This window comes from Nocardia farcinica, from assembly GCF_001182745.1.
Taxonomy (GTDB): Bacteria; Actinomycetota; Actinomycetes; order Mycobacteriales; family Mycobacteriaceae; genus Nocardia; species Nocardia farcinica.
In genome coordinates this window covers 137195-162646 of sequence record NZ_LN868939.1, presented here as the reverse complement: position 1 = coordinate 162646, position 25452 = coordinate 137195, and the positions used below count along the sequence as shown (strand labels likewise).

General features: G+C 70.4%; 23 protein-coding genes and 1 pseudogene. 15 read left to right on the top strand and 9 right to left on the bottom strand.

Translation table 11 applies throughout. From position 1 onward, the window contains the following. Positions 1 to 33 precede the first annotated feature (33 nt). Both purS and purQ read left to right on the top strand, forming a co-directional pair. Complete coding sequence (gene purS, locus AMO33_RS17830) at positions 34 to 270, top strand: phosphoribosylformylglycinamidine synthase subunit PurS (protein WP_011207099.1); 237 nt, start codon at positions 34 to 36, stop codon at positions 268 to 270. Next, positions 267 to 944 (top strand): phosphoribosylformylglycinamidine synthase subunit PurQ, encoded by a 678-nt coding sequence (purQ, locus tag AMO33_RS17825; protein WP_011207100.1) that lies wholly within the window; start codon positions 267 to 269, stop codon positions 942 to 944. The genes purS and purQ overlap by 4 nt, the downstream gene beginning before the upstream one ends. 259 nt (positions 945 to 1203) lie before the next feature. Here purQ and AMO33_RS17820 read toward each other — a convergent pair whose 3' ends face one another. Next, on the bottom strand, positions 1204 to 2280 hold the full coding sequence (locus tag AMO33_RS17820; protein ID WP_060593647.1) for an ABC transporter substrate-binding protein: 1077 nt from the start codon (positions 2278 to 2280) through the stop codon (positions 1204 to 1206). A gap of 52 nt (positions 2281 to 2332) precedes the next feature. Between AMO33_RS17820 and AMO33_RS17815 the strand changes: the two genes are divergently transcribed. Together AMO33_RS17815 and AMO33_RS17810 are read left to right on the top strand one after the other, a co-directional pair. Further along, the gene (locus tag AMO33_RS17815) at positions 2333 to 2758 is read left to right on the top strand and encodes a MarR family winged helix-turn-helix transcriptional regulator (protein WP_011207102.1); all 426 of its coding nucleotides are present in this window, start codon (positions 2333 to 2335) and stop codon (positions 2756 to 2758) included. Positions 2759 to 3044: 286 nt separating this feature from the next. Beyond that, complete coding sequence (locus AMO33_RS17810; RefSeq protein WP_060593646.1) at positions 3045 to 4334, top strand: M18 family aminopeptidase; 1290 nt, start codon at positions 3045 to 3047, stop codon at positions 4332 to 4334. On the opposite strand, the gene AMO33_RS17805 is transcribed toward AMO33_RS17810, so the two are convergent. Continuing rightward, positions 4292 to 5593, bottom strand: a complete 1302-nt coding sequence (locus AMO33_RS17805; RefSeq protein ID WP_229434854.1) for a glycosyltransferase 87 family protein — start codon at positions 5591 to 5593, stop codon at positions 4292 to 4294. The two genes, AMO33_RS17810 and AMO33_RS17805, sit on opposite strands and share 43 nt — an antisense overlap. Before the next feature lie 304 nt (positions 5594 to 5897). Here AMO33_RS17805 and purL point away from each other — a divergent pair, with 304 nt between their 5' ends. The 4 genes from purL (at position 5898) to AMO33_RS17785 (ending at position 11246) form a co-directional block, all read left to right on the top strand. Next, positions 5898 to 8192 (top strand): phosphoribosylformylglycinamidine synthase subunit PurL, encoded by a 2295-nt coding sequence (gene purL, locus AMO33_RS17800; RefSeq protein ID WP_060593645.1) that lies wholly within the window; start codon positions 5898 to 5900, stop codon positions 8190 to 8192. Between the two features lie 108 nt (positions 8193 to 8300). Beyond that, a complete protein-coding gene (locus AMO33_RS17795; protein WP_041559806.1) occupies positions 8301 to 10034 on the top strand; it encodes an alpha/beta hydrolase in 1734 nt (577 codons plus the stop codon). Beyond that, a complete protein-coding gene (locus tag AMO33_RS17790) occupies positions 10031 to 10681 on the top strand; it encodes a CPBP family intramembrane glutamic endopeptidase (protein ID WP_060593644.1) in 651 nt (216 codons plus the stop codon). Before AMO33_RS17795 ends, AMO33_RS17790 begins: the two co-directional genes overlap by 4 nt. A 220-nt stretch (positions 10682 to 10901) precedes the next feature. Continuing rightward, the gene (locus tag AMO33_RS17785; protein ID WP_159033821.1) at positions 10902 to 11246 is read left to right on the top strand and encodes a hypothetical protein; all 345 of its coding nucleotides are present in this window, start codon (positions 10902 to 10904) and stop codon (positions 11244 to 11246) included. 234 nt (positions 11247 to 11480) lie between these two features. Here AMO33_RS17785 and AMO33_RS17780 read toward each other — a convergent pair whose 3' ends face one another. Further along, positions 11481 to 11750 (bottom strand): hypothetical protein, encoded by a 270-nt coding sequence (locus AMO33_RS17780; protein ID WP_060593642.1) that lies wholly within the window; start codon positions 11748 to 11750, stop codon positions 11481 to 11483. 14 nt (positions 11751 to 11764) lie between these two features. After that, on the bottom strand, positions 11765 to 12388 hold the full coding sequence (locus AMO33_RS17775) for a hypothetical protein (protein WP_060593641.1): 624 nt from the start codon (positions 12386 to 12388) through the stop codon (positions 11765 to 11767). 212 nt (positions 12389 to 12600) lie between these two features. On the opposite strand from AMO33_RS17775, the pseudogene AMO33_RS17770 reads away from it, so the two are divergent. Then, positions 12601 to 12986 (top strand): annotated as a pseudogene (locus AMO33_RS17770) (sterol carrier family protein). Positions 12987 to 13080: 94 nt separating this feature from the next. Then, complete coding sequence (locus tag AMO33_RS17765; protein ID WP_041559807.1) at positions 13081 to 13551, top strand: hypothetical protein; 471 nt, start codon at positions 13081 to 13083, stop codon at positions 13549 to 13551. A gap of 4 nt (positions 13552 to 13555) precedes the next feature. Here the strand turns inward: AMO33_RS17765 and AMO33_RS17760 are convergent, their stop codons facing one another. Next, on the bottom strand, positions 13556 to 14770 hold the full coding sequence (locus tag AMO33_RS17760) for a YhgE/Pip domain-containing protein (protein ID WP_228791028.1): 1215 nt from the start codon (positions 14768 to 14770) through the stop codon (positions 13556 to 13558). A gap of 269 nt (positions 14771 to 15039) precedes the next feature. Between AMO33_RS17760 and purF the strand changes: the two genes are divergently transcribed. Beyond that, positions 15040 to 16620 carry an amidophosphoribosyltransferase gene (purF, locus tag AMO33_RS17755; RefSeq protein WP_041559808.1) on the top strand — a complete coding sequence of 527 codons (1581 nt, stop codon included), beginning with the start codon at positions 15040 to 15042 and terminating at the stop codon, positions 16618 to 16620. Between the two features lie 92 nt (positions 16621 to 16712). Continuing rightward, entirely contained in the window at positions 16713 to 17789 is a 1077-nt protein-coding gene (gene purM / locus AMO33_RS17750; RefSeq protein ID WP_011207112.1) for a phosphoribosylformylglycinamidine cyclo-ligase, read from the top strand. Positions 17790 to 18433: 644 nt separating this feature from the next. Here purM and AMO33_RS17745 read toward each other — a convergent pair. The 4 genes from AMO33_RS17745 to ygfZ form a co-directional block, all read right to left on the bottom strand. Next, entirely contained in the window at positions 18434 to 18640 is a 207-nt protein-coding gene (locus AMO33_RS17745) for a DUF3073 domain-containing protein (RefSeq protein ID WP_041559809.1), read from the bottom strand. A 176-nt stretch (positions 18641 to 18816) separates the two neighbouring features. After that, complete coding sequence (locus AMO33_RS17740) at positions 18817 to 19764, bottom strand: asparaginase (protein WP_060593640.1); 948 nt, start codon at positions 19762 to 19764, stop codon at positions 18817 to 18819. Beyond that, the gene (locus tag AMO33_RS17735) at positions 19761 to 20450 is read right to left on the bottom strand and encodes an MOSC domain-containing protein (RefSeq protein WP_060593639.1); all 690 of its coding nucleotides are present in this window, start codon (positions 20448 to 20450) and stop codon (positions 19761 to 19763) included. The genes AMO33_RS17740 and AMO33_RS17735 overlap by 4 nt, the downstream gene beginning before the upstream one ends. A gap of 59 nt (positions 20451 to 20509) precedes the next feature. After that, complete coding sequence (gene ygfZ / locus AMO33_RS17730; protein WP_107103128.1) at positions 20510 to 21625, bottom strand: CAF17-like 4Fe-4S cluster assembly/insertion protein YgfZ; 1116 nt, start codon at positions 21623 to 21625, stop codon at positions 20510 to 20512. A 170-nt stretch (positions 21626 to 21795) separates the two neighbouring features. Between ygfZ and AMO33_RS17725 the strand changes: the two genes are divergently transcribed. The 3 genes from AMO33_RS17725 (at position 21796) to cydB (ending at position 25452) form a co-directional block, all read left to right on the top strand. Beyond that, complete coding sequence (locus AMO33_RS17725; RefSeq protein ID WP_011207116.1) at positions 21796 to 22713, top strand: aminodeoxychorismate lyase; 918 nt, start codon at positions 21796 to 21798, stop codon at positions 22711 to 22713. A 196-nt stretch (positions 22714 to 22909) separates the two neighbouring features. Beyond that, entirely contained in the window at positions 22910 to 24409 is a 1500-nt protein-coding gene (locus AMO33_RS17720; protein ID WP_060593638.1) for a cytochrome ubiquinol oxidase subunit I, read from the top strand. Positions 24410 to 24420: 11 nt separating this feature from the next. After that, the gene (cydB, locus tag AMO33_RS17715; protein ID WP_060593637.1) at positions 24421 to 25452 is read left to right on the top strand and encodes a cytochrome d ubiquinol oxidase subunit II; all 1032 of its coding nucleotides are present in this window, start codon (positions 24421 to 24423) and stop codon (positions 25450 to 25452) included.

The window sequence follows — 25452 nt, the reverse complement described above, 5'->3', positions numbered from 1 at the left end:
ACTCCGCGCAACCACCACCCCTAGGAGCAACGCGTGGCACGAGTCGTGGTCGAGGTGATGCCGAAGGCCGAGATCCTGGATCCCCAGGGGCAGGCCATCGTCGGCGCACTCCCGCGCCTGGGTTTCGCCGGCATCTCGGATGTGCGGCAGGGCAAGCGATTCGAACTCGACGTGGACGACAGCGTCAGCGACGCCGAGCTCGAGCAGATCGCCGAGAGCCTGCTGGCCAACACGGTCATCGAGGAGTGGAAGGTGGTCCGGCTCTCGTGAGCGCGCGCATCGGTGTCATCACCTTCCCCGGCACCCTCGACGACGTGGACGCCGTGCGGGCGGTGCGGCTGGCCGGCGCCGAGGCGGTGAACCTCTGGCACGCCGACGCCGATCTCAAGCAGGTCGACGCCGTGATCGTGCCCGGCGGCTTCTCCTACGGCGACTACCTGCGCGCGGGCGCCATCGCCCGGTTCGCGCCGGTGATGGGGGAGGTCGTGCGCGCGGCCGAGCAGGGCATGCCGGTGCTCGGCATCTGCAACGGCTTCCAGGTGCTGTGCGAGGCCGGGCTGCTGCCCGGTGCTCTCACCCGCAACGAGGGCCTGCACTTCATCTGCCGAGACCAGTGGCTGACCGTCGAGTCGGTGTCCACCGCGTGGACCTCCCGCTACGAGCCGGGCGCGCAGATCCTGATCCCGCTGAAGTCCGGTGAGGGCCGCTACCAGGCCGCCCCCGCCGTCCTCGACGAACTCGAGGGCGAGGGCCGGGTCGTGTTCCGCTACTCCGGCGACAACCCGAACGGCTCGCAGCGCGGCATCGCGGGCATCTCCTCGGCGAACGGCCGCGTCGTCGGCCTGATGCCGCACCCCGAACACGCCACCGAGGCCCTCACCGGCCCCAGCGACGACGGGCTCGGGCTGTTCCTCTCGGTCCTGGACACGCTCGTCACCGCCTGACCGGGTCAGCGGCCGGAGGCGGTAGCGGAGCGTCACCACGCAGGCCGCCCCGGTCGGGCGCATCGGATACCGCCTGACCGGGTCAGCGGCCGGAGGCGGTAGCGGAGCGTCACCACGCAGGCCGCCCCGGTCGGGCGCAAATGGCACCGCCTGACCGGGTCAGCGGCCGGAGGCGGTAGCGGAGCGTCACCACGCAGGCCGCCCCGGGCGGGCGCATCGGAGACAGCCTGACCGGGTCAGCGGCCGGAGGCGGTGGTCTCTACCAGATGCGGTCGACGATCTCGAAGTCGACGCCGTTCACCCTGGCCAGGTATCCGGTCTGCACCGCCTGATTGCCGCGGAATCCCCGGGTTCCGCCGGGGGTCTGGTATCGGACGCCGTCGAGCAACGCCCGGTGCAGTCGCGGTACCTCGAGCGAGCCCACGGCCCCGGCCAGCCCGGCCAGCGTGTGCAGCGCCTCGTAGGCGGCGTTGCTGAAGGTGGTCAGCGCCGGGGCGAAAGCGCCGTAGCGGCGGCGGTAGCGGGCCCGCCGGGCGGTGCCGTCGGGGCAGCGGTCGCCGAGGAAGAAGCTGGACGGCACGAACAGATTGCGGTGCGCGGCGGGCCCGGCGGCCAGCAGCACGTTCTCGTCGGCGGCGGGGCTGAGCCGCATCTGCCGGTCGGCGCGTCCGGTGGCGGCGAACTGCCGGTTGAAGGCGGCCACTTCGGCGCCGACCATGAGGATCAGCACGCCGTCGGCCCGGTCCAGCGCGGGGTGGGTGAGGAAATCGGTGTGGTCGGGCAGGCCGTGCGGTACGAACTGCTCGAGCACCACGTCGGCCGGGTCGGTGAGCATGCGGCGCACGGCCTTGGCGATCTCGCGCGGCCAGATGTAGTCGTTGCCGATGATCGCCCATCGGCGCACCCCCAGCTCCCGCCGAGCCCAGCGCACCGCCGCCAGGGTGTGCCCGGCCGGGTGCTCGCCCAGCATGAGGACGCCGGGCTGTTCGTCCGGCAGCCCTTCGTGGCTGGTCGCGAACAGATAGGGCACCCGTCCGCCGTTGGCCGCGGCCACCGCCCGGCGGACGGCGGAGGTGTGCCAGCCGGTGATGGCGTCCACCATGCCGGTGGCCAGCAGCGCGGCGACCTCGGTCGCGACGAGCTCGGGCGCGCGGCCACCGTCGATATTCGTGGTACGAATTTCGCGGCCCAGAATTCCCGCGCCCGCGTTGATTTCCTCGGCCGCCAGCGAAATGGCCGCCTCGCACGACGGCGCGAGGATACCGCCGGGCCCACGCATCGGGACGATGTTGAGGATCTCGATAGTGCCCTCTGGGGTCTCGCCGAACGCGGCCATTCGGTACTCTTCTTCTCGTTCGAGCGAAATTCTTGGCAGGCGGGGAAAACCGATGACCACCATTGTAGGCGGCCATGCGACGCTGCATGGCGCGCTGCGGGCCGCGGAACGCCGGTGGCTGCGGCATCTGGACGCGGCGCTGTGCGCCCGGCAGCTCACGGCGGACCAGTGGTCGATGCTGTGCAATCTGTCCGCCGAGGCGGGCATCACGATGAGCGAACTCGCCGCCCGGTCGCAGCTCGCGCCCTCGTCGGCCACCCGGCACGCCGACTACCTGGCCGAACGGAGCCTCATTTTCCGCGTCGCCGCCGAGGAGGACCGGCGCCGCATTCTGATCGGCCTGAGCAAGCGCGGCGCCGAGCTGGTCGCCGCGGTCCGCGCCGACGAGGAACAGGCCGAGCAGGCGCTGCGCGCGAAGTTGGGTGCGCGCCGCTACGCCGAGTTGCTGCGCCTGCTCGACGCCGTCGCCGAGCAGTAGCCGACGCCGTCGAGCGCGCGAATGCGCAAGAGGCGAAACGTAATCCACGTTATCGTTGTGTGATCGGGCAGTGTGCTCACGAATAGCGCGCTGCGGCGGTGCGATCGCGCCCCCCCGCATTCTCGTCCGCACACGCGTTGGCGGATAACGACATTCGGCGTCCGAATTGTCCGGTGGGTGCCATTGTCCGGCGAGTGCCGGTCGGGTGAGTGCCTGGGAACGAAATATGCCGACGCGGAGAATCGGTGCCGCGACCGGCCCGCGGCGCGTTGCCTAGGATCGGCGTATGCCAGTTGCCACCACCGACGCCACGGCCGCGGGCCTGTGCGCCTTCGTCGACGACTCGCCGTCCCCGTTCCACGTCTGCCACACCGTCGCGGGTGAACTCGAGGCCGCCGGATTCACCCGGCTGTCGGAATCGGCCGCCTGGGCGGGCGGGGAGCCGGGCCGGTACTACGTCGTGCGCGGCGGCTCCCTGGTGGCCTGGGCCGACCGGGACGGCTCGCCCTCGGCGCCGTTCCGGGTGGTCGGCGCGCACACCGACAGTCCGAACCTGCGCGTCAAGCAGCATCCCGATCTGGCCTCGGCCGGCTGGCAGGTGGTCGGGCTCGAACCCTACGGTGGCGCCTGGCTGAACTCCTGGCTGGACCGGGAACTCGGCCTGTCCGGCCGGCTCACCGTGCGCGAAGGGAACAGCGTGCGGGCGCGGCTGGTTCGCATCGACGACCCGATCCTGCGGGTGCCGCAGCTGGCGATCCACCTGTCCGAGGACCGCCGCGGCGTGAGCCTGGACCCGCAGCGGCACGTCAACGCGGTCTGGGGCGTCGGCGAGAAACCGCGCTCGTTCCTGGCTTTCGTCGCCGAATACGCCGAGGTGGACCCGGACGCCGTGCTCGGCTGGGAGCTGATGACCCACGACCTGGCGCCCAGCCGCCTGGTCGGGCGCGACCGCGACCTGGTGAGCGCACCCCGGCTGGACAACCAGGGCACCTGCTACGCGGGCCTGCGCGCCTTCCTCGCCGCCGTGGCCGAGCCGGGCACGGCGATCCCGGTGCTGGCCATGTTCGACCACGAGGAGGTCGGCAGCCAGTCCGACCGCGGAGCCCAATCCGACCTGCTGCCCGCCGTGCTGGAACGCATCGTGCTGGCCCGCGGTGGTGGCCGCGCCGAATACCTGGCCGCGCTGGCCGGTTCGGTGTGCGCCTCCGGCGACATGGCGCACGCGACCCACCCGAACTACCCGGAGCGGCACGAGCCCGCGCACCGCATCGAGGTCAACGGCGGGCCGGTGCTCAAGGTGAACCAGAACCTGCGCTACGCCACCGACGCCACCGGCGCGGGCGCGTTCGCCCTCGCCTGCGCGCAGGCCGGGGTTCCGTTGCAGCGCTACGTGCATCGCGCGGATCTGCCGTGCGGCTCGACGATCGGCCCGATGACCGCCGCGCGCACCGGGATGCCCACCGTGGACGTCGGCGCGCCGCAGCTGGCGATGCACTCCGCCCGCGAGTTGATGGGCGCGGCCGACGTGGGCGCCTACGCCGCGGCGCTGGCGGCGTTCCTGACCCCGGACGGGTAGGGACGATAGGTCAGCGCCGCCACCACCAGCACCGCGAAGGTGACGAGCACGTAGCCGCTGCCGACGATCTGCTGCCACCAGGCCCAGTCCAGCTCCCGGTCGTTCGAGTGCGGCAGCAGCCACTGCGGGCCGATCAGGTACAGCACGGTGAGGGCGGCCACGGTCGCGGTGAGCAGGCGCACCGGTCGCCTGCCCGCGCGCCTGCGCAGGATCGCGTCCACCGCGACCAGCAGCGCCGGAGCCACCCAGATCCAGTGGTGCGACCAGGACACCGGCGAGACGAGCAGGATCGCGGCGGCGTTCACCAGCAGCGCGGCGACGGACTGGCCCGCCTCGATCAGCCGGTGCATCCACAGCGCCGCCAGTGCCACCGCGATCACCGCGAGTCCCAGCCAGATCAGCGTCGCGACCGAATCGGGGACGCCGAGCCGGAAGGCCAGGCCCTTGAGCGACTGGTTGCCCGCGAAGTACGGCGGGCCGATGCGGCCGGTGTCGGCGAGGGTGCGCAGCCAGTACTCCGCCGAATCCGAAGGGAACAGCAGGAATCCGAGCCCGACCGCGCCGATCGCGGAGACCACCATGGTGCCCGCTGCCTTCCAGTCCCGGCGCAGCAGGAAATACAGCAGGAACCCGGCCGGGATGAGCTTGATGGACACGGTGATGCCGATCAGCATCCCGCGCGGCCAGAACGGCTTGCGCACCAGGCAGTCCAGCGCGACCGCGGCCATCAGCACCAGATTGATCTGGCCGAAACCGAAGGTCTGGCGCACGGGTTCGAGATAGAGCGCCAGCGCGACCGCGGCGATCACCAGCGTCGTCATGGTGCGCGGGTCGAGGCCGGGGCGCAGCCGCGCCAACACCAGCCACAGCGTGAGGCCGAGGCAGCCCAGCGAGGTCGCCAGCACCACGACCTCGGCCAGGACCAGCGGCATCAGCGCCAGCGGAGCGAAGAACAGCGCGGCCAGCGGGGGATAGGTGAACGGCAAACCGATCCCGTAGACCGGCGGCATCGGGCCGTAGAGCTCGCCACCGTCCAGCCAGACCCGCGCGCCGTTGCGATAGACCTGCAGATCGATGAACCCGTGCCACCAGTGCGCCAGCAACGACACGAGCGCCGAGACGGCGAACAACGCCAGCGCGGCCAGCAGCAGGCGCGTGCGCGCGGGCGAATCCGGCGCGGGCCCCGCGACGCGGGGGTGCGTGGTCTCCGTGGCAACAGGCTGCTCGGCCGAATCGGCCACCCCCGATCGTTCGCTCACCCGCACAGAGTATCCGGTACGTTTCCGCGGTCGGGGGCTGGTCCCGGGCCCGCAACCCCGGCCGTGCGGCGGTGATCCCGGCTCCGACCTCGCCGGACCGCGACGGTCCATACGGCCGGGCAACAATGCAGCGACCCGCACGGGTGTGCGCCCGGTCGCGGTGTCGCCCCGCCCGTCCCGGGCACCCGCCCTCACCTGCGGGGCCGCCGCCGGTGCCCCGTAGACTGGTGCCCGGCATCTCGCCGCCGCCCCGTGACAACGCTCGTCGCTTCACCTTGCCCGGCCGAAAGGACCCTGGTACTCCGTGACTCCGCAGGTCGACACCGTCAGCGCAGCCGCAGCAACCCCCGATGTGGCGCAACCGTACAAAGAGCTGGGCCTCAAGGACGACGAGTACGCCCGCATCAAGGAGATCCTCGGCCGCAGGCCCACCGACGCCGAACTGGCGATGTACTCGGTGATGTGGAGCGAGCACTGCTCCTACAAGTCGTCCAAGGTGCACCTGCGCTACTTCGGTGAGACCACCACCGAGGAGATGCGCAAGTCGATGCTCGCCGGTATCGGCGAGAACGCCGGCGTGGTCGACGTGGGCGACGGCTGGGCGGTCACCTTCAAGGTGGAAAGCCACAACCATCCCTCCTACGTGGAGCCGTACCAGGGTGCGGCCACCGGCGTCGGCGGCATCGTGCGCGACATCATGGCGATGGGCGCCCGCCCGGTCGCGGTGATGGACCAGCTGCGCTTCGGCGCCGCCGACCACCCCGACACCCGCCGCGTCGTCGACGGGGTGGTGCGCGGCATCGGCGGCTACGGCAACTCCCTCGGCCTGCCCAACGTGGGCGGCGAGACCGTGTTCGACGCCTCCTACCAGGGCAACCCGCTGGTCAACGCGCTGTGCGCGGGCGTGATGCGGGTCGAGGACCTGCACTTGGCGTTCGCCTCGGGCACCGGCAACAAGATCATCCTGTTCGGCGCGCGCACCGGACTCGACGGCATCGGCGGCGTGTCGGTGCTCGCCTCGGACACCTTCTCCGGTGACGAGTCCGGCGCGGGCCGCAAGAAGCTGCCCAGCGTCCAGGTGGGCGATCCGTTCACCGAGAAGGTGCTCATCGAGTGCTGTCTCGAGCTCTACGCGGCCAAGCTGGTGGTCGGCATCCAGGATCTCGGCGGCGCCGGGCTGTCCTGCGCGACCTCCGAACTCGCCGCGGCGGGCGACGGCGGCATGCGCATCGAGCTGGACAAGGTGCCGCTGCGCGCGGCCGACATGACCCCCGCCGAGATCCTGTCCTCGGAGTCGCAGGAGCGCATGTGCGCGGTGGTCACCCCGGAGAACGTCGAGGCGTTCATGGCCGTCTGCCGCAAGTGGGACGTGCTGGCCACGGTGATCGGTGAGGTCACCGACGGCGACCGGCTCGTGGTCACCTGGCACGGCGAGACCGTGGTGGACGTGCCGCCGCGCACCGTCGCACACGAGGGCCCGGTCTACGAGCGTCCGGTGCAGCGCCCCGACTACCAGGACGCGCTGATCGCCGACACCCCCGACACGCTGCCCCGTCCGGCGACCGCCGACGAACTGCGCGAGACCCTGCTGCGGATGATCTCCAGCCCGCAGCTGTGCAGCCGCAAGTGGATCACCGAGCAGTACGACCGCTACGTGCGCGGCAACACCATCCTCGCCGAGGACGCCGACGCCGGGGTCATCCGCATCGACGAGCAGACCGGCCGCGGGATCGCCCTGGCCACCGACGCCTCCGGCCGCTACACCAAGCTCGACCCCTACGCCGGTGCGCAGCTGGCGCTGGCCGAGGCGTTCCGCAATGTCGCCAGCACCGGTGCCACCCCCAAGGCCGTCACCAACTGCCTGAACTTCGGCTCCCCGGAGGACCCGGGCGTGATGTGGCAGTTCCAGCAGGCCGTGCGCGGCCTCGCCGACGGCTGTGTCGCCCTGGGCATTCCGGTGACCGGCGGCAACGTCAGCTTCTACAACCAGACCGGGCAGGACGCCATCCTGCCGACGCCCGTGGTCGGTGTGCTCGGCGTGATCGACGACGTGCACCGCCGCATTCCCACCGGCATCGGCCTCGAACCCGGCGAGACGCTGATCCTGCTCGGCGACACCCGCGACGAGTTCGGCGGCTCGATCTGGGCGCAGGTCGTGCACGACCACCTCGGCGGCGTGCCCCCGAAGGTCGACTTCGCCCGCGAGCAGTTGCTCGCCGAGGTGCTCACCGCCGGCTCGCGCGACGGCATGATCAGCGCCGCGCACGACCTGTCCGAGGGCGGCCTGGCGCAGGCCGTCGTGGAGGCCGCGCTGGCGGGGGAGACGGGCTGCCGCATCCTGCTGCCCGAGGACGCCGACCCGTTCGTCACGCTGTTCTCCGAGTCGGCGGGCCGCGTGCTGGTGGCGGTGCCGCGCTCGGAGGAGACCCGCTTCACCCGCATGTGCGAGGCCAGGCAGCTGCCGTGGGTGCGCATCGGCGTGGTCGACCAGGGCTCGGATGCGCTGGAGGTCCAGGGGCACTTCTCGATCCCTTTGACCGAGCTGCGGGCGGCCTTCGAGGGCACCCTGCCGAAGCTGTTCGGCGCCGAAACCGCCTGAGCGAGCGGGGGCCGCCGCCCCCGCAGTGGCCTCTCTCACAGCGGACACACGCCCGCTGTGCGATGCCACGGCGGACGGGCGGGGATTGTGACCGCGCATACTGTTCGGGTGCTCGAGAAGGCGGACACCCTGACGAGGCTGCGTGCGCGCGGCGTCGTCGTGGTGCGCCGGACCGAGGACGTCATCGATCTGAACTACGTCGGCCTGGTCGTGGCCACCGTGTTCTTCGCGCTGTCGGTGACGCCCTCGCTGGTGCCACGCGACTGGCTGTTCCAGGGCTTGATCAGCGGTATCAACGCCGCCCTCGGCTACGGCCTCGGCTGCCTGCTCGAATGGCTGTTCCGGTTGTGGGTGCGGCCGCGGCTGAAAGTGCCGCCCGCCCCCACCTGGGTGCGCTACGCGGTCAAGACGGCCGTGCTGCTCACCGCCGCGCTGACCGCTGCGCTGATGCTCGTGCAGTCGGCGCGCTGGCAGCGCGAGATCACCGCGCTGATGGGGATGGAAGGCACCACCACCCCCGCCTACCTGCGCACCGGCCTGCTGAGCCTGGCCGTCGGCGTGCTCGTGGTGGCCGGGTACCGGACCGTGCGCGAGATCATCCTGTTCCTGGCCAGGCAGCTCAACCGCTGGGTGCGGGTGCCGCGGGAACTGGCACCCGCGGTCGGCGCGCTGGTGCTGGTGGTAGCGGCGGTGACGATCTTCAACGGGGTCGCCTCCCGTGCCTTCTTCGCGGTCGCCAACTCCGCGTTCAGCGTCCGCAACGACCACACCTCCCCGAACGCCGTGCAGCCGCAGCAGCCCGAGCGGTCCGGCAGCCCGGAATCGCTGGCCGCCTGGGACACCCTCGGGTTCGAGGGCCGGTGGTTCGTCTCGCACGGGCCGACGGCGAGCCGGATCGCCGCCGTCACCGGCAGGCCCGCGCGTGAACCGATCCGCGCCTACGTCGGCTTGGAGTCGGCCGAGGACGGCGAGGACCAGGCCGAACTCGCGGTGCGAGAACTCGAACGCACCGGCGCGTTCGACCGTCAGGTGATCGTCGTGGTGACCACGACCGGGACCGGGTGGGTCAATTCGCTGGCGGCGGGCGCGATCGAGTACATGTTCGGCGGCGACACCGCGATCGTCGCGTCGCAGTACTCGTATCTGCCCAGCGTGCTGTCGTTCCTCGCCGACCGCGGCAAGGCGGCCGCGGCCGGCGAACGGCTCTTCGACGCCGTACACGAACACTGGTCGCAGCGGCCGCCGGACCAGCGGCCCAAGCTGTTCGTCTACGGCGAGAGCCTGGGTTCGCAGGGCTCCGAGGCCGCCTTCGACGGGCTGGCCGACCTCCGCGCCAAGGTCGACGGTGCGCTCTGGGTCGGACCACCGAACTCCAACCGGCTGTGGGAGCAGTTCGTGGCGCGCCGCGACCCCGGATCGCCGGAGGTGCTGCCCGTGTACGCCGACGGGCTCGTCGTCCGGTTCGCCGCCAACCCACCCGATCTGGCCGTGCCCGGCCCGGAATGGCGTTCGCCGCGCATCGCCTACCTGCAGCACGCCTCCGACCCGATCGTGTGGTGGTCGACGGACCTGATCTTCTCGCGCCCGGACTGGTTGTCCGAGCCGCGCGGCTCGGATGTGTCCTCGCAGATGCGCTGGGCGCCGTTCGTGACGTTCTGGCAGGTGACCGCCGACCTCACCAACGCCCAGGGCGTCGCCGACGGCCACGGCCACCGCTACGGCAGCCTGGTCCTGGACGCCTGGGCCGCCATCGCCCAACCCCCCGGCTGGACACCGGAACTCGCCGAACAGGTGCGCTTCCAACTGGAGGCGGCCGAGGAGTTCGAACGAGTGGTGAAGTGAGCGTGCGGCGTTCCGGCAGGCACGCGAAAGCCGCTGCGGCCGTGCTGCTTCCCCTCGCCTGGAACAACCGGCTCCTGCCCGCCCTCGGCCTCGGCATCCGCGGCCGCACCGCCGCCCACCTGACCTTCGCCCTCGGCTACGCCACGGCGTTGGGCGCCCGCCCGAACTGGCTGTCGCCCCGCGGCTTCCGCGCCGGCCTGCTCATCAGCGCCGTCGTCGCCGCCGGTTCCGCCGCCGCCCTGACCTGCCCGCGCACCCGCGCCGCCCTCGCCGCCGCCCCCGACCGCACCCCCGAAGTCCGCACCGCCGAATGGATTACCGTCCACATCCCCCTCGGCACCGCCCTCCCCGAAGAACTCATCTTCCGCGCCACCCTCGACCCCCTCCTCACCACCGCCCTCGGCCCCCGCCCCGCCCTCGTGATCGGCCCACTGACCTTCGGCCTCTGGCACATCCACTCGGCCCGTGCGGCGGGGGATCCGATCCTGCCGACCATTGCCGCGACAACGGCGGCGGGCGTGGTCTTCGGCTCCCTGTATCGCCGCACGGCCGGCGCTGTCGCCCCCACCCTGGTGCATCTGACACTGAACACAGCAGGCGCCGTGATCACCACATCGGCCAGGAAGCGCGCGCGGCGCGGGAGGTGAACGACCCGTCGCTGGTGCTCGGGGGGACAGCACGGGGTCGCAGATCTGTGGTCGAGTACATCCGATCCAACGCCAGACGATCTGCAAACCAGTCCGGGTGCGGTGCCGGGGGAAGAATCGAAAAATGTGGGGCCACAGCATGAATGAGAACAAGCTGCGGTGTGATGCGGGGTGCTCCTACCCACCGGATGATCGGTCACGGGTAGTGCGAGGCACACTGATGAGAGGCTCGATGATGATTACCAAAGTTCAGATCATCGGCGAAGTGAGTGACGAGGAGTCGGTCCAGCACTTCCAGCCGTTGCTCGACCGGGTCCCCGAACGCCCCACCCTGGCCACCCTCATCCGCAAGCACGGGGTGGAAGGCAGCGACAACCTCGAAATCGAACTGCTCGACAAGTTCCGGAACAAACAGCGGTTCTCCCTGGCCCCCTTCGCCGATGTCGATCCTGATGCCTACATCAAGATCCGGTTCCTCAGCGGTCCCGTCGACCTGGAGTTCCCTGCTCTCGAGCCCGGTGCTGTCCTCCTGAAGGAATACCTGGTCGCCGGCCCTGAGGACTGAACTTCCGAGGGCACGCTGCGAAGACGCAGAGCAGCCAGTGCTTGTGCCTTGGGCTGATCTGCGCTCCGGGCACATGCCGTCGGTCATCTGCCGAGCGGATGCGTCCGCGTAGACGCGGTGGGCGCCTTCGTGACGTGCTAGCAGCTGATCGCCTGCTCATCAGCCCCTCACCTTCGACCTCCGGCACATACACTCGGCCGGGGCGGTGCCGGAGCCGCCTCGCACCGGCGGATGCTAAGCGGTTCGCAGCTCGTCTTCGCGGAACAGGCCGGGCACCGCTGACTCGCTGGAGAAGTGCATATCGACGTGGACTCGGTCGCCGGACGCACTGGTGACCACGCCCTCGACCTCTCGCTGACCGTAGGTGAACCGCACACGGTCACCCACCTTGAAGCGGCTCGTCTTCACCTTCGGCGGCTTCGCAGGGTCCGGCTGGGACTTCGCCTTCTTCGCCTTCTTCGCCTTCAGGAGCGCGGGTGCCCGCTTGTGCTCGGCTGTTGCCATCGGGGTCACCTCCTCTACCAGCTCTTACCAATCGTGTCCTGCAAGTATGCCTCTACAACCCGGTCGATTCCAGAAGCGAGGGAATTGAGCGTGGCCCGCCATCTCTTGAAGGTACGCAGGGTGAGAGGGTCCGTGACAGCCGCCAACTTGGTGTCATCGCGGTGGGCGATGGCATTGCGCGTGTCGTTCATCTTGGTCAGAAACTTGACCCAGTCGCTGGTCTTGGCCGGATACATCGCCTGCACCGAGGGCCAGAAGTCCATGCCGAAGAACTTGAAATCGTTGCCGAGGGCGCCGGGGCTTGCATTGCCGGTGCTCAGCTTCCGGTTGCGGATGAGTGCGGAACGTGCCCAGACCAGTCGTGGATCGCCCGACGAGGCGAGCCCATCGGTTGCGGCGAGGACTGCGATGTCGTGCAAATCTCGGCAGTAGCCCTGGAATTCGCTTGCGAGTGCGATGAACAGAGCCTGGTTGAGGCGTTCGGTAGCGTATTGGCGGCCGCGTCGGCCGTCCACGACCTTGGCGTGTACGGCGACGAGGCTGCCGAGTGCGGCCGCACGGTCGGTGCGCCATCTCTGCAGCGCGGGTGATGGGCTGTAGGGCACAACGCGAGAATAGCCGCGAGCCTGCAGAACCATGGCGAAATCCGCTGTGCTCCAGTGCTATCGACGAGCTTCATGGGCTCGGCCTCCGTGTCTTCGCCGGCGTATACCGAAGCCGGGGCACTGTCGGAACTCTGCGGCGGCGGCCGATGGTGTCGCTCTGCTGACGAAGTCGCCGGCACAGGCGTGAGACGACCGGCCCTTGCCGCTGCGATTCGGCGTCGGTATCCGACGGTAATCTCGGCCGGGTGGGACGTCGGAGTGTGGATGCGGGGGAGTTGCGGGCGGCGGTCGGCGCTGTGCGGGGGTGGTTGGTCGAGGCGGGGGCGGGGAGCCGGGGCGGAAGGAGGTGGGGGCGGCGGTGCGGGCGACCGCGCGGGCGTTGGCCGGGTCGGCGCCGGGGCATTCGGTGGAGGTGCGGGTGCCGCCGTTCGTGGCGGTGCAGTGTGTGGAGGGGCCGCGGCATACGCGGGGGACGCCCCCGAATGTGGTGGAGACCGATCCGCGGACGTGGTTGCTGCTGGCTACCGGTTTGCGCGATTTCGACGAGGCGGTGGCGGCGGGGGAGGTGACCGCGTCGGGGAGCCGGGCGGGGGAGATCGCGCGCTGGCTGCCGGTGGTTCGGGTCGAGTGAGCGGGTGAACGCGCCGCGACGGTCGGCGTCATCGGAGGCGTCGGTTCCCTGTGAGACAGTGCCGGGGACATTCCCGCCGAGAGGAGAACCCATCGTGTGGCCGTCGGACTGGCCTCGGGAACCGCGCGAGATCGCGACCGCCGTGGACGCCGCGGTGGCGGCGGCACGGGCGGGTGATGCCGCCGCGTTCCGGGAGGCGACCGGGGAACTGGCCGAACTTCCCGGCGAGCAGGTCGGGCTGGTGCTCGCCGCGATCGTGCGGGAACTGCTGGAGACCGCGCACCCGGACGGGCTCACCGGCGACGACGCGCGTGCGGTGCTCGAGCAGGTGGTGCGCGGCGCGGCGGCGTGGTTGCCGGAGGTGGACACCGGCGCGGTGGTGGCCGCGCTCACCGGTGCGCTGGGTGTCGCCGATCCGGAGGACACCACCGCGCCCGCGGCGGTGCCGCCCGCGGCGGTGCTGTTGACCGCGCACCTGGCCGACCTGGCCCGGGTCCCGGTGCGCGACTACATCCGCCGCGCCCTGGGCGAGATCGCGCGCGCCGAGACCGTCGAGATGCCCTGACCGCTCAGGCGGCGCCGTTGTTCGCGCCCCGGTGCAGTCCCTTGTAGTCGTAGTACCGGGTGATCACCACGCCGAAGACGAGTCCGATGACCAGTCCGAGAATCGTCATCAGCAGGCCGCGGGTGAGGCCTGCGGAGAAGTCGGCGTTGAAGTAGAGGATCGCCCGTACCGCCAGGAACACCTGGTGCATCGGCTCGAAGGTGGCGAGCCAGCCGAAGTAGTGCGGGGTCGCCTCGATCGGCACGGTGCCGCCCGAGGAGGGCAGGCCGAGGACGACGAACAGGATCAGGTTCACCAGCAGACCGGCCGAGCCGATCGCCGCGAGGGTGGACAGGCCGGTCACGCCGACCGCGATCATCGCGAACGCGCTGTAGAGATACAGCGCGAGCGGGTGCTCCAACGGCATGTCGAGGGCCTTCGCCACCAGCAGGAAGATCCCGGCGACGATGGCCGCCATGAGGGCGAACACGCCCCACTTGATCAGCAGGGTGCGGAACCGGGAGATCGGCGTCGGCGGATAGTGCACGTACCACGGGCCGTACTCGGTGGGCACGAAACCGAGCGCCGCGTCGACCATGGTGTGGATCGTCATCGCGCCGACCACGCCGACGAGCAGCAGCAACAGCGCGTAGAAGAAGGCCGTGAGGCCCTGGCCGGTGCCGCTGGGCAGCGGCCGGAACTCCTCGACCACCAGCCGCAGCGGGCTGTCCAGCGACAGCCGCGTCGCCCCGCTCAGCTCGGTCGGCTGCCCACCCTCGGGCGGGGTGAGCTGCGCCTGGACCTGCTCGGTGAGCTGCTTGCCGACCTGCTCGTTCACCTGCGGGAACATCTGATCCGCCATGCGGGTGACGATCGCGGTGGCGTAGGGGCCGACGCGCGGATTGGTCTGCACCGTGAGGATCGGCTGCTCGATCTCGCCGGGAATCACGCTGCCCACCCCGAGAATGCCCAGCCGCTTGCTGAAGTCGCCGGGGATGATGATCGCGCCGTACACCTGGCCGGTACGCATCTGCTGCTGGGCCTCGTTGATACCGAGCACGCGCAGATCGATCTGGTCCTTCGGCACGGCCTCGCGGATGCCGTCGGCCACCTGTGTGCCGAAATTCACCTGCCGGGGCTGCTCGGGCGTGCCGAGCGTCTCACCCACGTCCAGGTTCACCAACGCGATCGGGAAGTCGTGCAGGTTCTCCTGCGGATCCGCGACGTAGGCCAGGTACATGTAGCCGAGCAACGTCGTGAGCAGGGCGAGCACCACCACCGGGAACACCACGATGCGGAGCACGGGATGGGTGACCGGGGGTTGCAGGGGGCCGCGGGCCGTCGGAGTGTCCTTCTCGCTCGTCACGGTCGAACCGTACCGCCGCGCGGACGGCGTTTCGACGGAAGACACGTGTGATTGCCGTCGGTATGCGGAAGCGGTGATCGCCGAGGCGTGTTGCACCCGTAGAATGGCGAAAGCCCCCAGCCCGCCCGAACAGGGAGCACACGGTGACCAACGCCGAATCTTCGGTCGACAGCCTCGCATCCGCCTCCGATCAGGACGAGAACGAACCACGCGAGGAGTGTGGTGTGTTCGGTGTCTGGGCGCCGAGCGAGGACGTGGCCAAGCTCACGTACTACGGCCTCTACGCGCTGCAGCATCGCGGCCAGGAGGCGGCGGGCATCGCGGTCTCCGACGGTCAGCAGATCCTGGTGTTCAAGGATCTGGGCTTGGTCAGCCAGGTGTTCGACGAGCAGACGCTGGCCGCCATGCCCGGCCACATCGCCGTCGGCCACTGTCGCTACTCCACCACGGGCGGCGTGACCTGGGAGAACGCCCAGCCGATCTTCCGCACCACCGCGGTCGGCTCCGGCCTGGCGCTGGGCCACAACGGCAATCTCGTCAACACCGCCGAACTGGCCGGGCGCGCACGCGAACTCGGGCTCATCGGCACCCCCGTGTCCGGCGGCCGGCCGCAGCCGGTGGGCGCGACCTCCGACTCCGACGTGATGACCGCCCTGCTGGCGCACGCCGCGGCCGACTCGAGCATCGAGCAGGCCGCGATGGAACTGCTGCCGCAGCTGCGCGGCGCGTTCTGCCTCACCTTCATGGACGAGCACACCCTCTACGCCGCCCGCGACCCGCACGGGGTGCGGCCGCTGTGCCTGGGCAGGCTCGACCGCGGCTGGGTGGTGGCCAGCGAGACCGCCGCGCTCGACATCGTCGGCGCCGCCTTCGTCCGTGAGATCGAACCCGGCGAACTGCTGGCGATCGACGCCGAAGGCGTGCGGTCGATGCGCTTCGCCAACCCCGAACCCAAGGGTTGCGTCTTCGAATACGTCTACCTGGCCCGCCCCGACTCCACCATCGCCGGGCGCTCGGTGCACGCCACCCGCGTCGAGATCGGCAGGCGGCTGGCCAAGGAGCATCCGGTCGAGGCCGATCTGGTCATCCCGGTGCCCGAATCCGGCACCCCGGCCGCGGTCGGCTACGCCCAGGGCTCGGGTGTGCCCTACGGCCAGGGTCTGATGAAGAACGCCTACGTGGGGCGCACCTTCATCCAGCCGAGCCAGACGATCCGCCAGCTCGGCATCCGGCTCAAGCTCAACCCGCTGCGCGAGGTGATCCGCGGCAAGCGGTTGATCGTGGTCGACGACTCCATCGTGCGCGGCAACACCCAGCGCGCGCTGGTGCGGATGCTGCGGGAGGCGGGCGCGGTGGAGATCCACGTCCGCATCGCCTCGCCGCCGGTCAAGTGGCCCTGCTTCTACGGCATCGACTTCGCCTCCCGGGCGGAGCTGATCGCCAACGGTGGCGGCGCCGACGACAGCTACGACGACATGGTCGAAGCCGTGCGGCGCTCGATCGGCGCCGACACCCTCGGTTACATCTCCACCGAGGGCATGATCGCCGCGACCGAACAGCCGCGGACCCGGCTGTGCAGCGCGTGCTTCGACGGCCAGTACCCGATCCCGCTGCCCACCGAGGCCTCGATCGGGAAGAACCTGCTCGAGGGGATGCTCACCGGGCAGCCGGAATCGGTGCTGCTCGGCGACAACGCCAACGCCAGCGCGTTGAGCCGCCCCTGACCGGCCGGTGGACACCATGCGTGCCCGAGATCCGGTTCGGGTAGCGTGAGCAGGCATGTATCCGCCGAACCGGTTTGGAGCTTTCCCCGAAGATGACTGAACAGACCCCCACCGGTGGCGCTTCGTACGCCGCGGCCGGCGTGGACATCGAAGCCGGTGACCGCGCAGTCGAGTTGTTCGGGCCATTGGCGAAGAAGGCCACCCGCCCCGAAGTCCAGGGCGGCCTCGGCGGATTCGCCGGTCTCTTCGCGCTCAAGGGTGGCTACCGCGAGCCGCTGCTCGCCGCCTCCACCGACGGCGTGGGCACCAAGATCGCGGTCGCCCAGGCGATGGACAAGCACGACACCGTCGGGCTCGACCTCGTCGCGATGGTGGTCGACGACCTCGTCGTCTGCGGCGCGGAACCGCTGTTCCTGCAGGACTACATCGCCATCGGCAAGGTCGTCCCGGAGAAGGTCGCCGAACTGGTCTCGGGTATCGCCGAGGGTTGTGTGCGCGCCGGGTGCGCGCTGCTGGGCGGGGAGACCGCCGAACACCCGGGCCTGATGGATCCCGACGACTACGACCTGTCCGCGACCGGCGTGGGTGTGGTGGAAGCCGACGCCGTGCTCGGCCCCGACCGGGTGCGCCCGGGCGATGTCGTCATCGCGATGGGCTCGTCGGGCCTGCACTCCAACGGCTACAGCCTCGCCCGCAAGGTGCTGCTCGACATCGACCGCATGTCGCTGACCGGCCACGTGGAGGAGTTCGGCCGCACCCTCGGTGAGGAACTGCTCGAGCCGACCCGCATCTACGCCAAGGACTGCCTGGCGCTGATCGCCGAGACCGACGTGCGCACCTTCGCCCACGTCACCGGCGGTGGCCTGGCCGCGAACCTGGCGCGCGTGATCCCCGCCGGGCTGGTCGCCGAACTCGACCGCGGCACCTGGAATCCCGCCCCGGTGTTCAAGATGATCGCCCAGCGCGGCCGCGTCGAGCGCGCCGAGATGGAGAAGACGTTCAACATGGGCGTCGGCATGGTCGCCGTGGTCGCGCCCGAGGACGTGGACCGCGCGCTCGCGGTGCTGACCGCCAGGCACATCGAGTGCTGGACGCTGGGCACCGTGAAGAAGGCCAAGGACGCCGACGCGCCGCGCGCGGAACTGCTGGGCGAGCACCCGCGGTTCTGAGCGGCGTCCGTTCCCAGCCGGTCGGGGGCCTGCCGCCGGGGCATGCCCCGCACTGATTCGATTCCCGACGCTGACGACGGCGCGGTGTGCGACCGCGCCCGAGGTCGGGTGTGTGACCGAGTTCGGCTCCGCCTGCGGCGCGGTGCGGACCGCGTTCAACGGCGAGCCCCGGGGTGCGGTGACCCACGTTCGGCTCCGCCGACGGCGCGATGTGGACCGCGTCCAGGTTCGGGCGGGGTCGTACGGTGTCCAGGCTCGGCGAGAACCAGGGAGCCCAGCCGACGGTGACGACTCACCGAGCCGGTTCGTTCCGCCCGCTGCTGCCGAATCGGCGAGCGATCGGAAACGGTGATCGGACGGGTGCCGAGGCCCCGTGCGCTCGCCGCATCGCAGCGGTGCTAGCTGGGATGTTGCCGACGGGGCGGCCGAACGGGGTCGGCGGACCGCCGGGGGCGGGTTGCTCCGGATCGGGGCGTCGCGAGAGACGCGCCTGGGGAGTACCCGGTGAGAGTCGTTGTCCGGCAACCTATCCGGCTGCCGGCCGCCGACATGTCATGGCAAGCCTTCTCGACGGAGGCCGCGGTCCCGGCAACGTGGAAAGGGGAGGCCCGGTCGGCCTCCCCCTTCTTGACGTTGTATCCGAGTCAGCGGCGCCAGTCGTCGTAGTCGTCCTCGTCCCAGCGGGACAAGGAGTCGTCCGAGTCGTGCTCATCGGACAGCACACCACCACTGCGCTTGGTGGGGTGTCCCGAGAGCTCGCGCTGAAGGCTCGCGAAGTCGGTCGTCGGCGAGCTGTACTTCAGCTCTCGTGCGACCTTGGTCTGCTTTGCCTTAGCCCGGCCACGGCCCATGGCTGACCCCCTCGCGTCACAGCGGGGCGGCCTGGGGTTTGTTGGCGGCCCCGTTCGAATTAATACTCTTCCTGACAGACACTTTAGCGTGTGTCCGGCGGTCGCGCCTCCATGAGTCGGGGAAGTGCCGCTACCAGGGGTTCCGTTTGCCGGGGCTTCGCCGTATGTCGTGTCGCTCAGAGTACGCCGGGAATCGCCCGGATCACTCCCACCCGGGCGCCGCCGCCGAGCACCGGCTGGGCCGCCAGCTCGGCGTGCGTGGTCGTCCACTCGACGCCCATCCGGTGCAGAATCGCCAGCGTCAGGGGCATCCGCGCCCGGTCGCCGCCGTCGTCGATCTTGTAGGCGAAGGCGGTTCCGTCGGGCAGCGCACCGGCGTGCACACCGTCGGCGCCGATCTTGCACACCAGTCCGGGGGTCGCGGTCATGATCTGTAGATCGGGCGCGTTCGTGCCCGAAATCACTCGCGGATGCGCGCGGATCGCATCGGCGATTCGCCGTTCGGGCGTGCCGGGCGCCGCGGTGGCCAGCCGGGCGTAGGCGCGGGCCAGGTTCACCAGCGAGACCGGGATGATGGGCAGCCCGCAGCCGTCGATGCCGAGGTCGGTTTCGGGTTCACCGGTCAGCTCGACCACGGTGTCGGCCACCGCCTGCTGCAGCGGGTGCTTCTCGTCGAGGTAGTCCTGCACCGACCAACCGTTGACCGCGCAGGTGGCCAGCATCGCGGCGTGCTTGCCCGAGCAGTTCATGTAGATCGGCCGCGGCCCGCCCGCCAACGCCGCCGCGCGCGCCCGCTCCTCGATGGGCAGCTCGGGCGGGCACGCGAGGGCGCGTTCGTCGAAGCCGAACCGCGCGAGCAGCCGCTCGACCAGCCGGACCTGGTCGGCCTCGCCGTAGTGCGAGGCGGTGGCGATGGCCAGCTCGGGGTCGTCGAGCGGCTCGAAGCCGTTTCGCAGCAGGGCCACCGCCTGCATCGGCTTGTTGGTGGAGCGGGGAAAGATCGGCAGGTGCACCTCGCCGAGCGCGACGACCGGCTCCCCGGCCGGATCGAGCACGACCAGTGACCCCCGGTGCACGCATTCACGGAACCCGGAGCGCACCACCTCGACCAGTTCCACGCTCACGACACGGCCTCCTCCGCCAGGTCGTCGCCGATTTCCGGTAGTGGCCGGCCGTGCCTGCGGGCGTGCCGTTCGATCTGCATCCGCACGGTGTCGGTGACGGTCGGCTCGACGGTGAGCAGGGTGACCAGGCGGTCCAGATCGGCACCGGTGAACACGTCGCGCACGGTGATGCCGTGCGCGGGGGTGTATTCGACCCGCACCGGATCGCCCGCGCCGATGCTGCCCGCCCGCAGCACCCGCAGATACGTGCCGGTGTCGCTGCGCAGGGTGAACCGTTTGACCCACTGCGCCTCGCCGGACCAGTGCCCGAACGTGGCGCACGGTACTCGGGGCGCGCTCACCTCGAGCAGGGTGTCGCCGATCGACCACCGGGCACCGACCACGGCGTCGCTGACGTCGAGCCCGGCGATGCGCAGGTTCTCCCCGAACCAGCCCGCGGGCAGATCCCGGCCGAGTTCCTCGCTCCAGCGTCGCGCGTCCTCCTCGGCATAGGCGTACACGGCCTGGTCGACGCCGCCGTGATGCTTGGTGTCGCAGACGTGGTCGCCGGCCAGGCCGAGCGTGCCGACCGCGACGCGGCCCGGCACCGGGCGCTTGTCGATCGCGGTGCGCCCCACGCGGGTCGGCACGGTGAGATCGGCGTGCACCACGCACACCGCCAGTACCCGGGCGTCCTCGGACGTCATCGTTTCCCCTCCCTGTCGCGGCCGGTCCGCCGGCCCGCCGTGCTGCGGCACGCGCCCCGTCACCGGCCGCGCAGCCGGTCGACCGCGAGCCGGCCCGCCTGCGGGGTGTCGTCGACGGGCACCGAATCCGGGTCGATCGCGGCCGCGCTCGGACCGGTGGTGAGTTGCGCATCGGCCGGGACCGCGCGTTTGACCAGCGCCAGCGCGATCGGCCCCAGCTCGTAGTGGTCGACCACCGAGCCGAGGCGGCCCACCGTGCGGCCACCCGCGGTGACATCCGCACCCGGCTGCGGCCGCTCGTCGGCGGAGCCGTCCAGGTGCAGCAGCACCAGTTGCCGGGGCGGCTTGCCGAGGTTGTGCACGCGGGCGACGGTCTCCTGGCCGCGATAGCAGCCCTTGTCCAGGTGCACCGCGCCGTGTTCGGCCGGGCCGCCGATCCAGCGCACCTCGTGCGGGATGGTGCGCTCATCGGTGTCCAGGCCGATCCGCGGCCGCAGCGCCGCGACGCGCAGCGCCTCGAAGGCCCACATGCCCGCGGGTTCGGCGCCCGCCTCGGTGAGGGTCCTCCACCAGGCGCCGAGCCGCTCGCGCGGGACGACGAGATCGTAGGAGTCGGCCGTCGGCCAGGGCATCCGGCGCAGGAAGCCGCCGTCCGGCAGCGGCGTCACCGCGTAGATCTCCGGCAGTTCGGTGATGCCGAGGGCCTCGCGCAACCGGGCGACCTCGGGGCCGAGCAGGCTCAGCACGGCATGGTCGGTGGCCTCGGCGGGCTTGGCGTCGGCCCAGAAGACCATCTTCGTCAGGAAGTCCAGCAGGGCGGGCCCGCGGTCGGCTTCGGTGTCGACCCAGACGGTGCCATCGAGGTCGCTGAGCACGAAATGGTGCTGGATGCGGCCGTTCAGGTCGAGGTCGAGGTTCTCCGCCGACTGCCGGTCGCCGAGGTTCGCGACGTGCTGACTGGAGATGGTGTGCAGCCAGCTCAGCCGTTCACCGCCGGTGATGCGCAGCACGAACCGATGGGAACGATCCACGATCGCGACCCGCTCGACCGCGGCGCGCTGCTCACCGAACGGATTGCCGTAGTGCCAGGCCACCGTGGCGTCCGGCGAACCGGGCGGACCCGCGACAGCGCCCGCGACGGAGAGGAGGGGGCTGGGTGCATCGAGCACGGACACACGTCCACTCTAGGCGGTCCTCGCCGCACCTGCGTGCGGCGGCCTCGCGGTGCGTCCGAGTTTCCCCCTCCCGGTCGGCTCGGCGATTCCCGCGTGGGCGCGCCGAATCCGGCAAAACGAACTCTGCGTTGACATAGGCACGGGCAGCGCATTCCGCCTACGCTCGTCGCATGGTAGATCGAGTTCTTGTCACACTCGACGGTGTGGTCCGCGACGCGGACGAGCCGTTGTTGTTCGCCGACGACATCGGGGTGCTGCGCGGTGACGGTGTCTTCGAAACGGTGCTGGTGCGTGACGGTGACGCGTGTGCGATCGAATTCCACCTGGGCCGGTTGCGTCGCTCGGCGCAGGCGCTCGATCTACCCGAGCCGGAACTGTCGCGTTGGCGCGAGGCGGTGCAGACCGCGGCCAAGGAGTGGGGCAGCGAGCGCGAGGGCATGATGCGCCTGGTGCTCACCCGCGGCCGCGACACCGAGCTGGGCGCCCCGTCCAGTGTCACCTCCGGCGATCTCGCCGCCGCGGTGCCGGTGCCGACCGCGTATGTCCTGGTGGTGCCGGTGCCCGAGCGCGTCGCCAAGGCGCGCGCCGAGGGTGTCTCGGTGGTGACCCTGGCCCGCGGCATCTCGATCGACCTGGCCCAGGCCGCGCCGTGGCAGTTGCTCGGCGCCAAGACGCTGTCCTACGCGACGAACATGGCGGCGCTGCGGTTCGCGCACCGGATGGGCGCCGACGACGTGATCTTCACCAGCACCGAGAACCGGGTGCTGGAAGGCCCGCGCTCGACCGTGGTGATCGCCAGGGACAAGGAGCTGATCACCCCGCCCGCCAAGAACGGTGTGCTGCCGGGCGTGACCCAGCGCGCGCTGTTCACCGAAGCGAAGAAGGCGGGCTGGGAGTGCCGTTACGCCCCGCTCTTCACCGCCGACCTGCTCACCTGCGACAGCATCTGGATGCTGTCGAGCGTCACGCTGGCCGCTCGGGTGAATTCCCTGGACGGCCTTCGCATGTCGGCGCCGGACAACGCCGAGGAGATCATCGAACTCGTCGACCGCGGCGTGCAGCGCGGGGGCGCGATCGGCGACTGGTGAGCGCTGCGGCCGTGGTGCGCGCCACCGCCCGGGCGTGACCCTGCGCACTCCCGGGCGGCGCCGACCTCGCGCAGGGCGGAAAACCGCTGGTCATCGGTGTGTTGTCGCGCGTCATAGTGATGCGCGCCTCCTAGGGAAAGGTCTCCGCCGGAGTTATCTTTACTACGACACGTCGTAGTAAGGGGTTGGAGGCCGGATGAGCGTTCTGGACATCTCCCGGTGGCAGTTCGGAATCACCACCGTCTACCACTTCCTGTTCGTGCCGCTCACCATCGGCCTTGCCCCGTTCGTCGCGGGCATGCAGACCGCCTGGGTGATCACCGGCAACGAACGCTGGTACCGCTTGACCAAGTTCTTCGGCAAGCTGTTCCTGATCAACTTCGCGCTCGGTGTCGCGACCGGCATCGTGCAGGAATTCCAGTTCGGCATGAACTGGAGCGAATACTCCCGCTTCGTCGGTGACGTCTTCGGCGCACCGCTCGCACTCGAGGCACTGGTCGCGTTCTTCCTGGAGTCGACCTTCATCGGCCTGTGGATCTTCGGCTGGTCGCGGCTGCCGAAATTGGTGCACCTGGCCACGATCTGGCTGGTCGCGATCGGTGTGAACGCCTCGGCGTACTTCATCGTCGCCGCCAACTCCTTCATGCAGCATCCCGTCGGCGCCCGCTACAACCCCGAGCGCGGCCGCGCCGAGCTCACCAGCATCTGGGAAGTGCTCACCAACAACACGACCCTGGCGGCGTTCCCGCACGTCATCGCCGGTTCCTTCCTGGTCGCCGGCACCTTCGTGGCGGGCATCGCCGGCTGGTGGATGGTGCGCAACGCGCGCAGCGCCGATCCGGTGCGGCGCGAAGAGGCCCGCACCATGTGGCGGCCCGCCGGACGCGCGGGAATGTACGTGATCCTGGTGTCGATGGTCGCCGTGGTGCTCACCGGCGACATCCAGGGCAAGCTGATGTTCGAGCAGCAGCCGATGAAGATGGCCTCGGCGGAATCGTTGTGCCACACCCAGACCGACCCCGATTTCTCGGTGCTCACGGTCGGCACGCACAACAACTGTGACAGCGTCACCCACCTCATCGAGGTGCCCTACGTGCTGCCGTATCTGGCCGAAGGCAAATTCGAGGGCGTCACCCTCGACGGTGTGAAGGACCTGCAGCAGGCCTACATCGAGAAATTCGGTCCCGGCGACTACCGGCCCAACCTGTTCGTCACCTACTGGTCGTTCCGCGCGATGATCGGCCTGTCGGCCGGTTCGGTGCTGCTGGTGCTGGCCGGGCTGTGGCTGACCCGGCGCGGGCGGGTGCCCGATCAGCGCTGGTACTCGTGGCTGAGCCTGCTGGCCATCCCGACGCCGTTCCTGGCCAACAGCGCGGGCTGGGTGTTCACCGAGATGGGCAGGCAGCCCTGGGTGGTGGTGCCCAACCCGACCGGTGATCCCGCCCTGCGCATGACAGTTCAGCAGGGCGTCTCCGACCACTCGTTCAGCACGGTGCTCATCTCGCTGGTGGTGTTCACCCTGCTCTACGGCGCGCTCGCGGTGGTGTGGTTCTACCTGATCCGGCGCTACGTGATCGAGGGACCGGAACCGGCCGCGCCGCCGAAGCCGGACCGCCCCGACGACAGCGGTGGCCCCGGCAGGACGTCCGGTGCGGCCGAAGAGCCTGCCGTCGAACAGCTTTCGTTCGCCTACTGAGGAGCCCGACGATGAGTCTCGCAGAGTTCTGGTTCGTCCTGATCGGCGTCCTGTTCACCGGCTACTTCGTGCTGGAGGGCTTCGACTTCGGCGTCGGCATGCTGATGCCGGTGCTTGGCAAGGGCAGTGACGCGCGGCGCCGGGCGGTGCTCAACACCATCGGCCCGGTGTGGGACGGCAACGAGGTGTGGCTGATCACCGCGGGCGGCGCGCTGTTCGCCGCGTTCCCCGAGTGGTATGCCAGCATGTTCTCCGGCTTCTACCTCGCACTGCTGCTGGTGCTGGTCGCGTTGATCCTGCGGATCTGTGCCATCGAGTACCGCGGCAAGATCGACGACCCGCGCTGGCGGGCCCGCTGCGACATCGGGATCGGCATCGGCTCCTGGGTCCCCGCGTTCGCCTGGGGCTGGGTGTTCGCCAACATCGTGCGCGGGGTGCCGCTGGACGCCGACAAGCAGCTGGTCGGTTCCATCGGTGACCTGTTCAGCCCGTACGCGCTGCTCGGCGCGCTGGCCACCGGCCTGCTGTTCGCCCTGCACGGGGCGATCTTCCTGGGCCTGAAGACCGGTGGTGACGTCCGCGCCGACGCGGTGCGGGTGGCGAAGCTGCTGCTCGGTCCGGCCGCGCTCGTCGTCGGCGGGTTCGGCCTGTGGACCCAGCTCGCGTATGGCGCGGACTGGACCTGGATTCCGTTGGGGGTGGCGGTGATCGGGCTGGTGGGCGCCGCGGCCGCGGTCTTCGCCGACCGCGACGGGTGGGCCTTCGCGGGCACCGCGCTGACCGTCGCCGCCGCCACTGTGCTGCTGTTCGGCTCGCTGTTCCCGAACGTGCTGCCCTCCACCCTCGGCGAGGCGTTCTCGCTGACCGTCGACAACGCCTCCTCCACGCCCTACACCCTGAAGGTGATGAGCTGGGCGGCCGTGGTGGTGACCCCCGTCGTGCTCGGCTACCAGGCGTGGACCTACTGGGTGTTCCGCAAGCGCATCTCGGTCGAGCACATTCCCGCCCCCGTGGGGCTCACCCCGCGTCCGGACAAGGACTGA

What these genes read in the sequence shown, in the direction of transcription:
- AMO33_RS17820 (WP_060593647.1), bottom strand. Translation starts at nt 2,280, where the DNA reads ATGGCCGCGTTCGGCGAGACCCCAGAGGGCACTATCGAGATCCTCAAC.
- AMO33_RS17815 (WP_011207102.1), top strand. Translation starts at nt 2,333, where the DNA reads ATGACCACCATTGTAGGCGGCCATGCGACGCTGCATGGCGCGCTGCGG.
- AMO33_RS17810 (WP_060593646.1), top strand. Translation starts at nt 3,045, where the DNA reads ATGCCAGTTGCCACCACCGACGCCACGGCCGCGGGCCTGTGCGCCTTC.
- AMO33_RS17785 (WP_159033821.1), top strand. Translation starts at nt 10,902, where the DNA reads ATGAGAGGCTCGATGATGATTACCAAAGTTCAGATCATCGGCGAAGTG.
- AMO33_RS17780 (WP_060593642.1), bottom strand. Translation starts at nt 11,750, where the DNA reads ATGGCAACAGCCGAGCACAAGCGGGCACCCGCGCTCCTGAAGGCGAAG.
- AMO33_RS17775 (WP_060593641.1), bottom strand. Translation starts at nt 12,388, where the DNA reads ATGGTTCTGCAGGCTCGCGGCTATTCTCGCGTTGTGCCCTACAGCCCA.
- AMO33_RS17760 (WP_228791028.1), bottom strand. Translation starts at nt 14,770, where the DNA reads ATGTACCTGGCCTACGTCGCGGATCCGCAGGAGAACCTGCACGACTTC.
- purM (WP_011207112.1), top strand. Translation starts at nt 16,713, where the DNA reads ATGACTGAACAGACCCCCACCGGTGGCGCTTCGTACGCCGCGGCCGGC.
- AMO33_RS17745 (WP_041559809.1), bottom strand. Translation starts at nt 18,640, where the DNA reads ATGGGCCGTGGCCGGGCTAAGGCAAAGCAGACCAAGGTCGCACGAGAG.
- AMO33_RS17735 (WP_060593639.1), bottom strand. Translation starts at nt 20,450, where the DNA reads ATGACGTCCGAGGACGCCCGGGTACTGGCGGTGTGCGTGGTGCACGCC.
- AMO33_RS17725 (WP_011207116.1), top strand. Translation starts at nt 21,796, where the DNA reads ATGGTAGATCGAGTTCTTGTCACACTCGACGGTGTGGTCCGCGACGCG.
- AMO33_RS17720 (WP_060593638.1), top strand. Translation starts at nt 22,910, where the DNA reads ATGAGCGTTCTGGACATCTCCCGGTGGCAGTTCGGAATCACCACCGTC.
- cydB (WP_060593637.1), top strand. Translation starts at nt 24,421, where the DNA reads ATGAGTCTCGCAGAGTTCTGGTTCGTCCTGATCGGCGTCCTGTTCACC.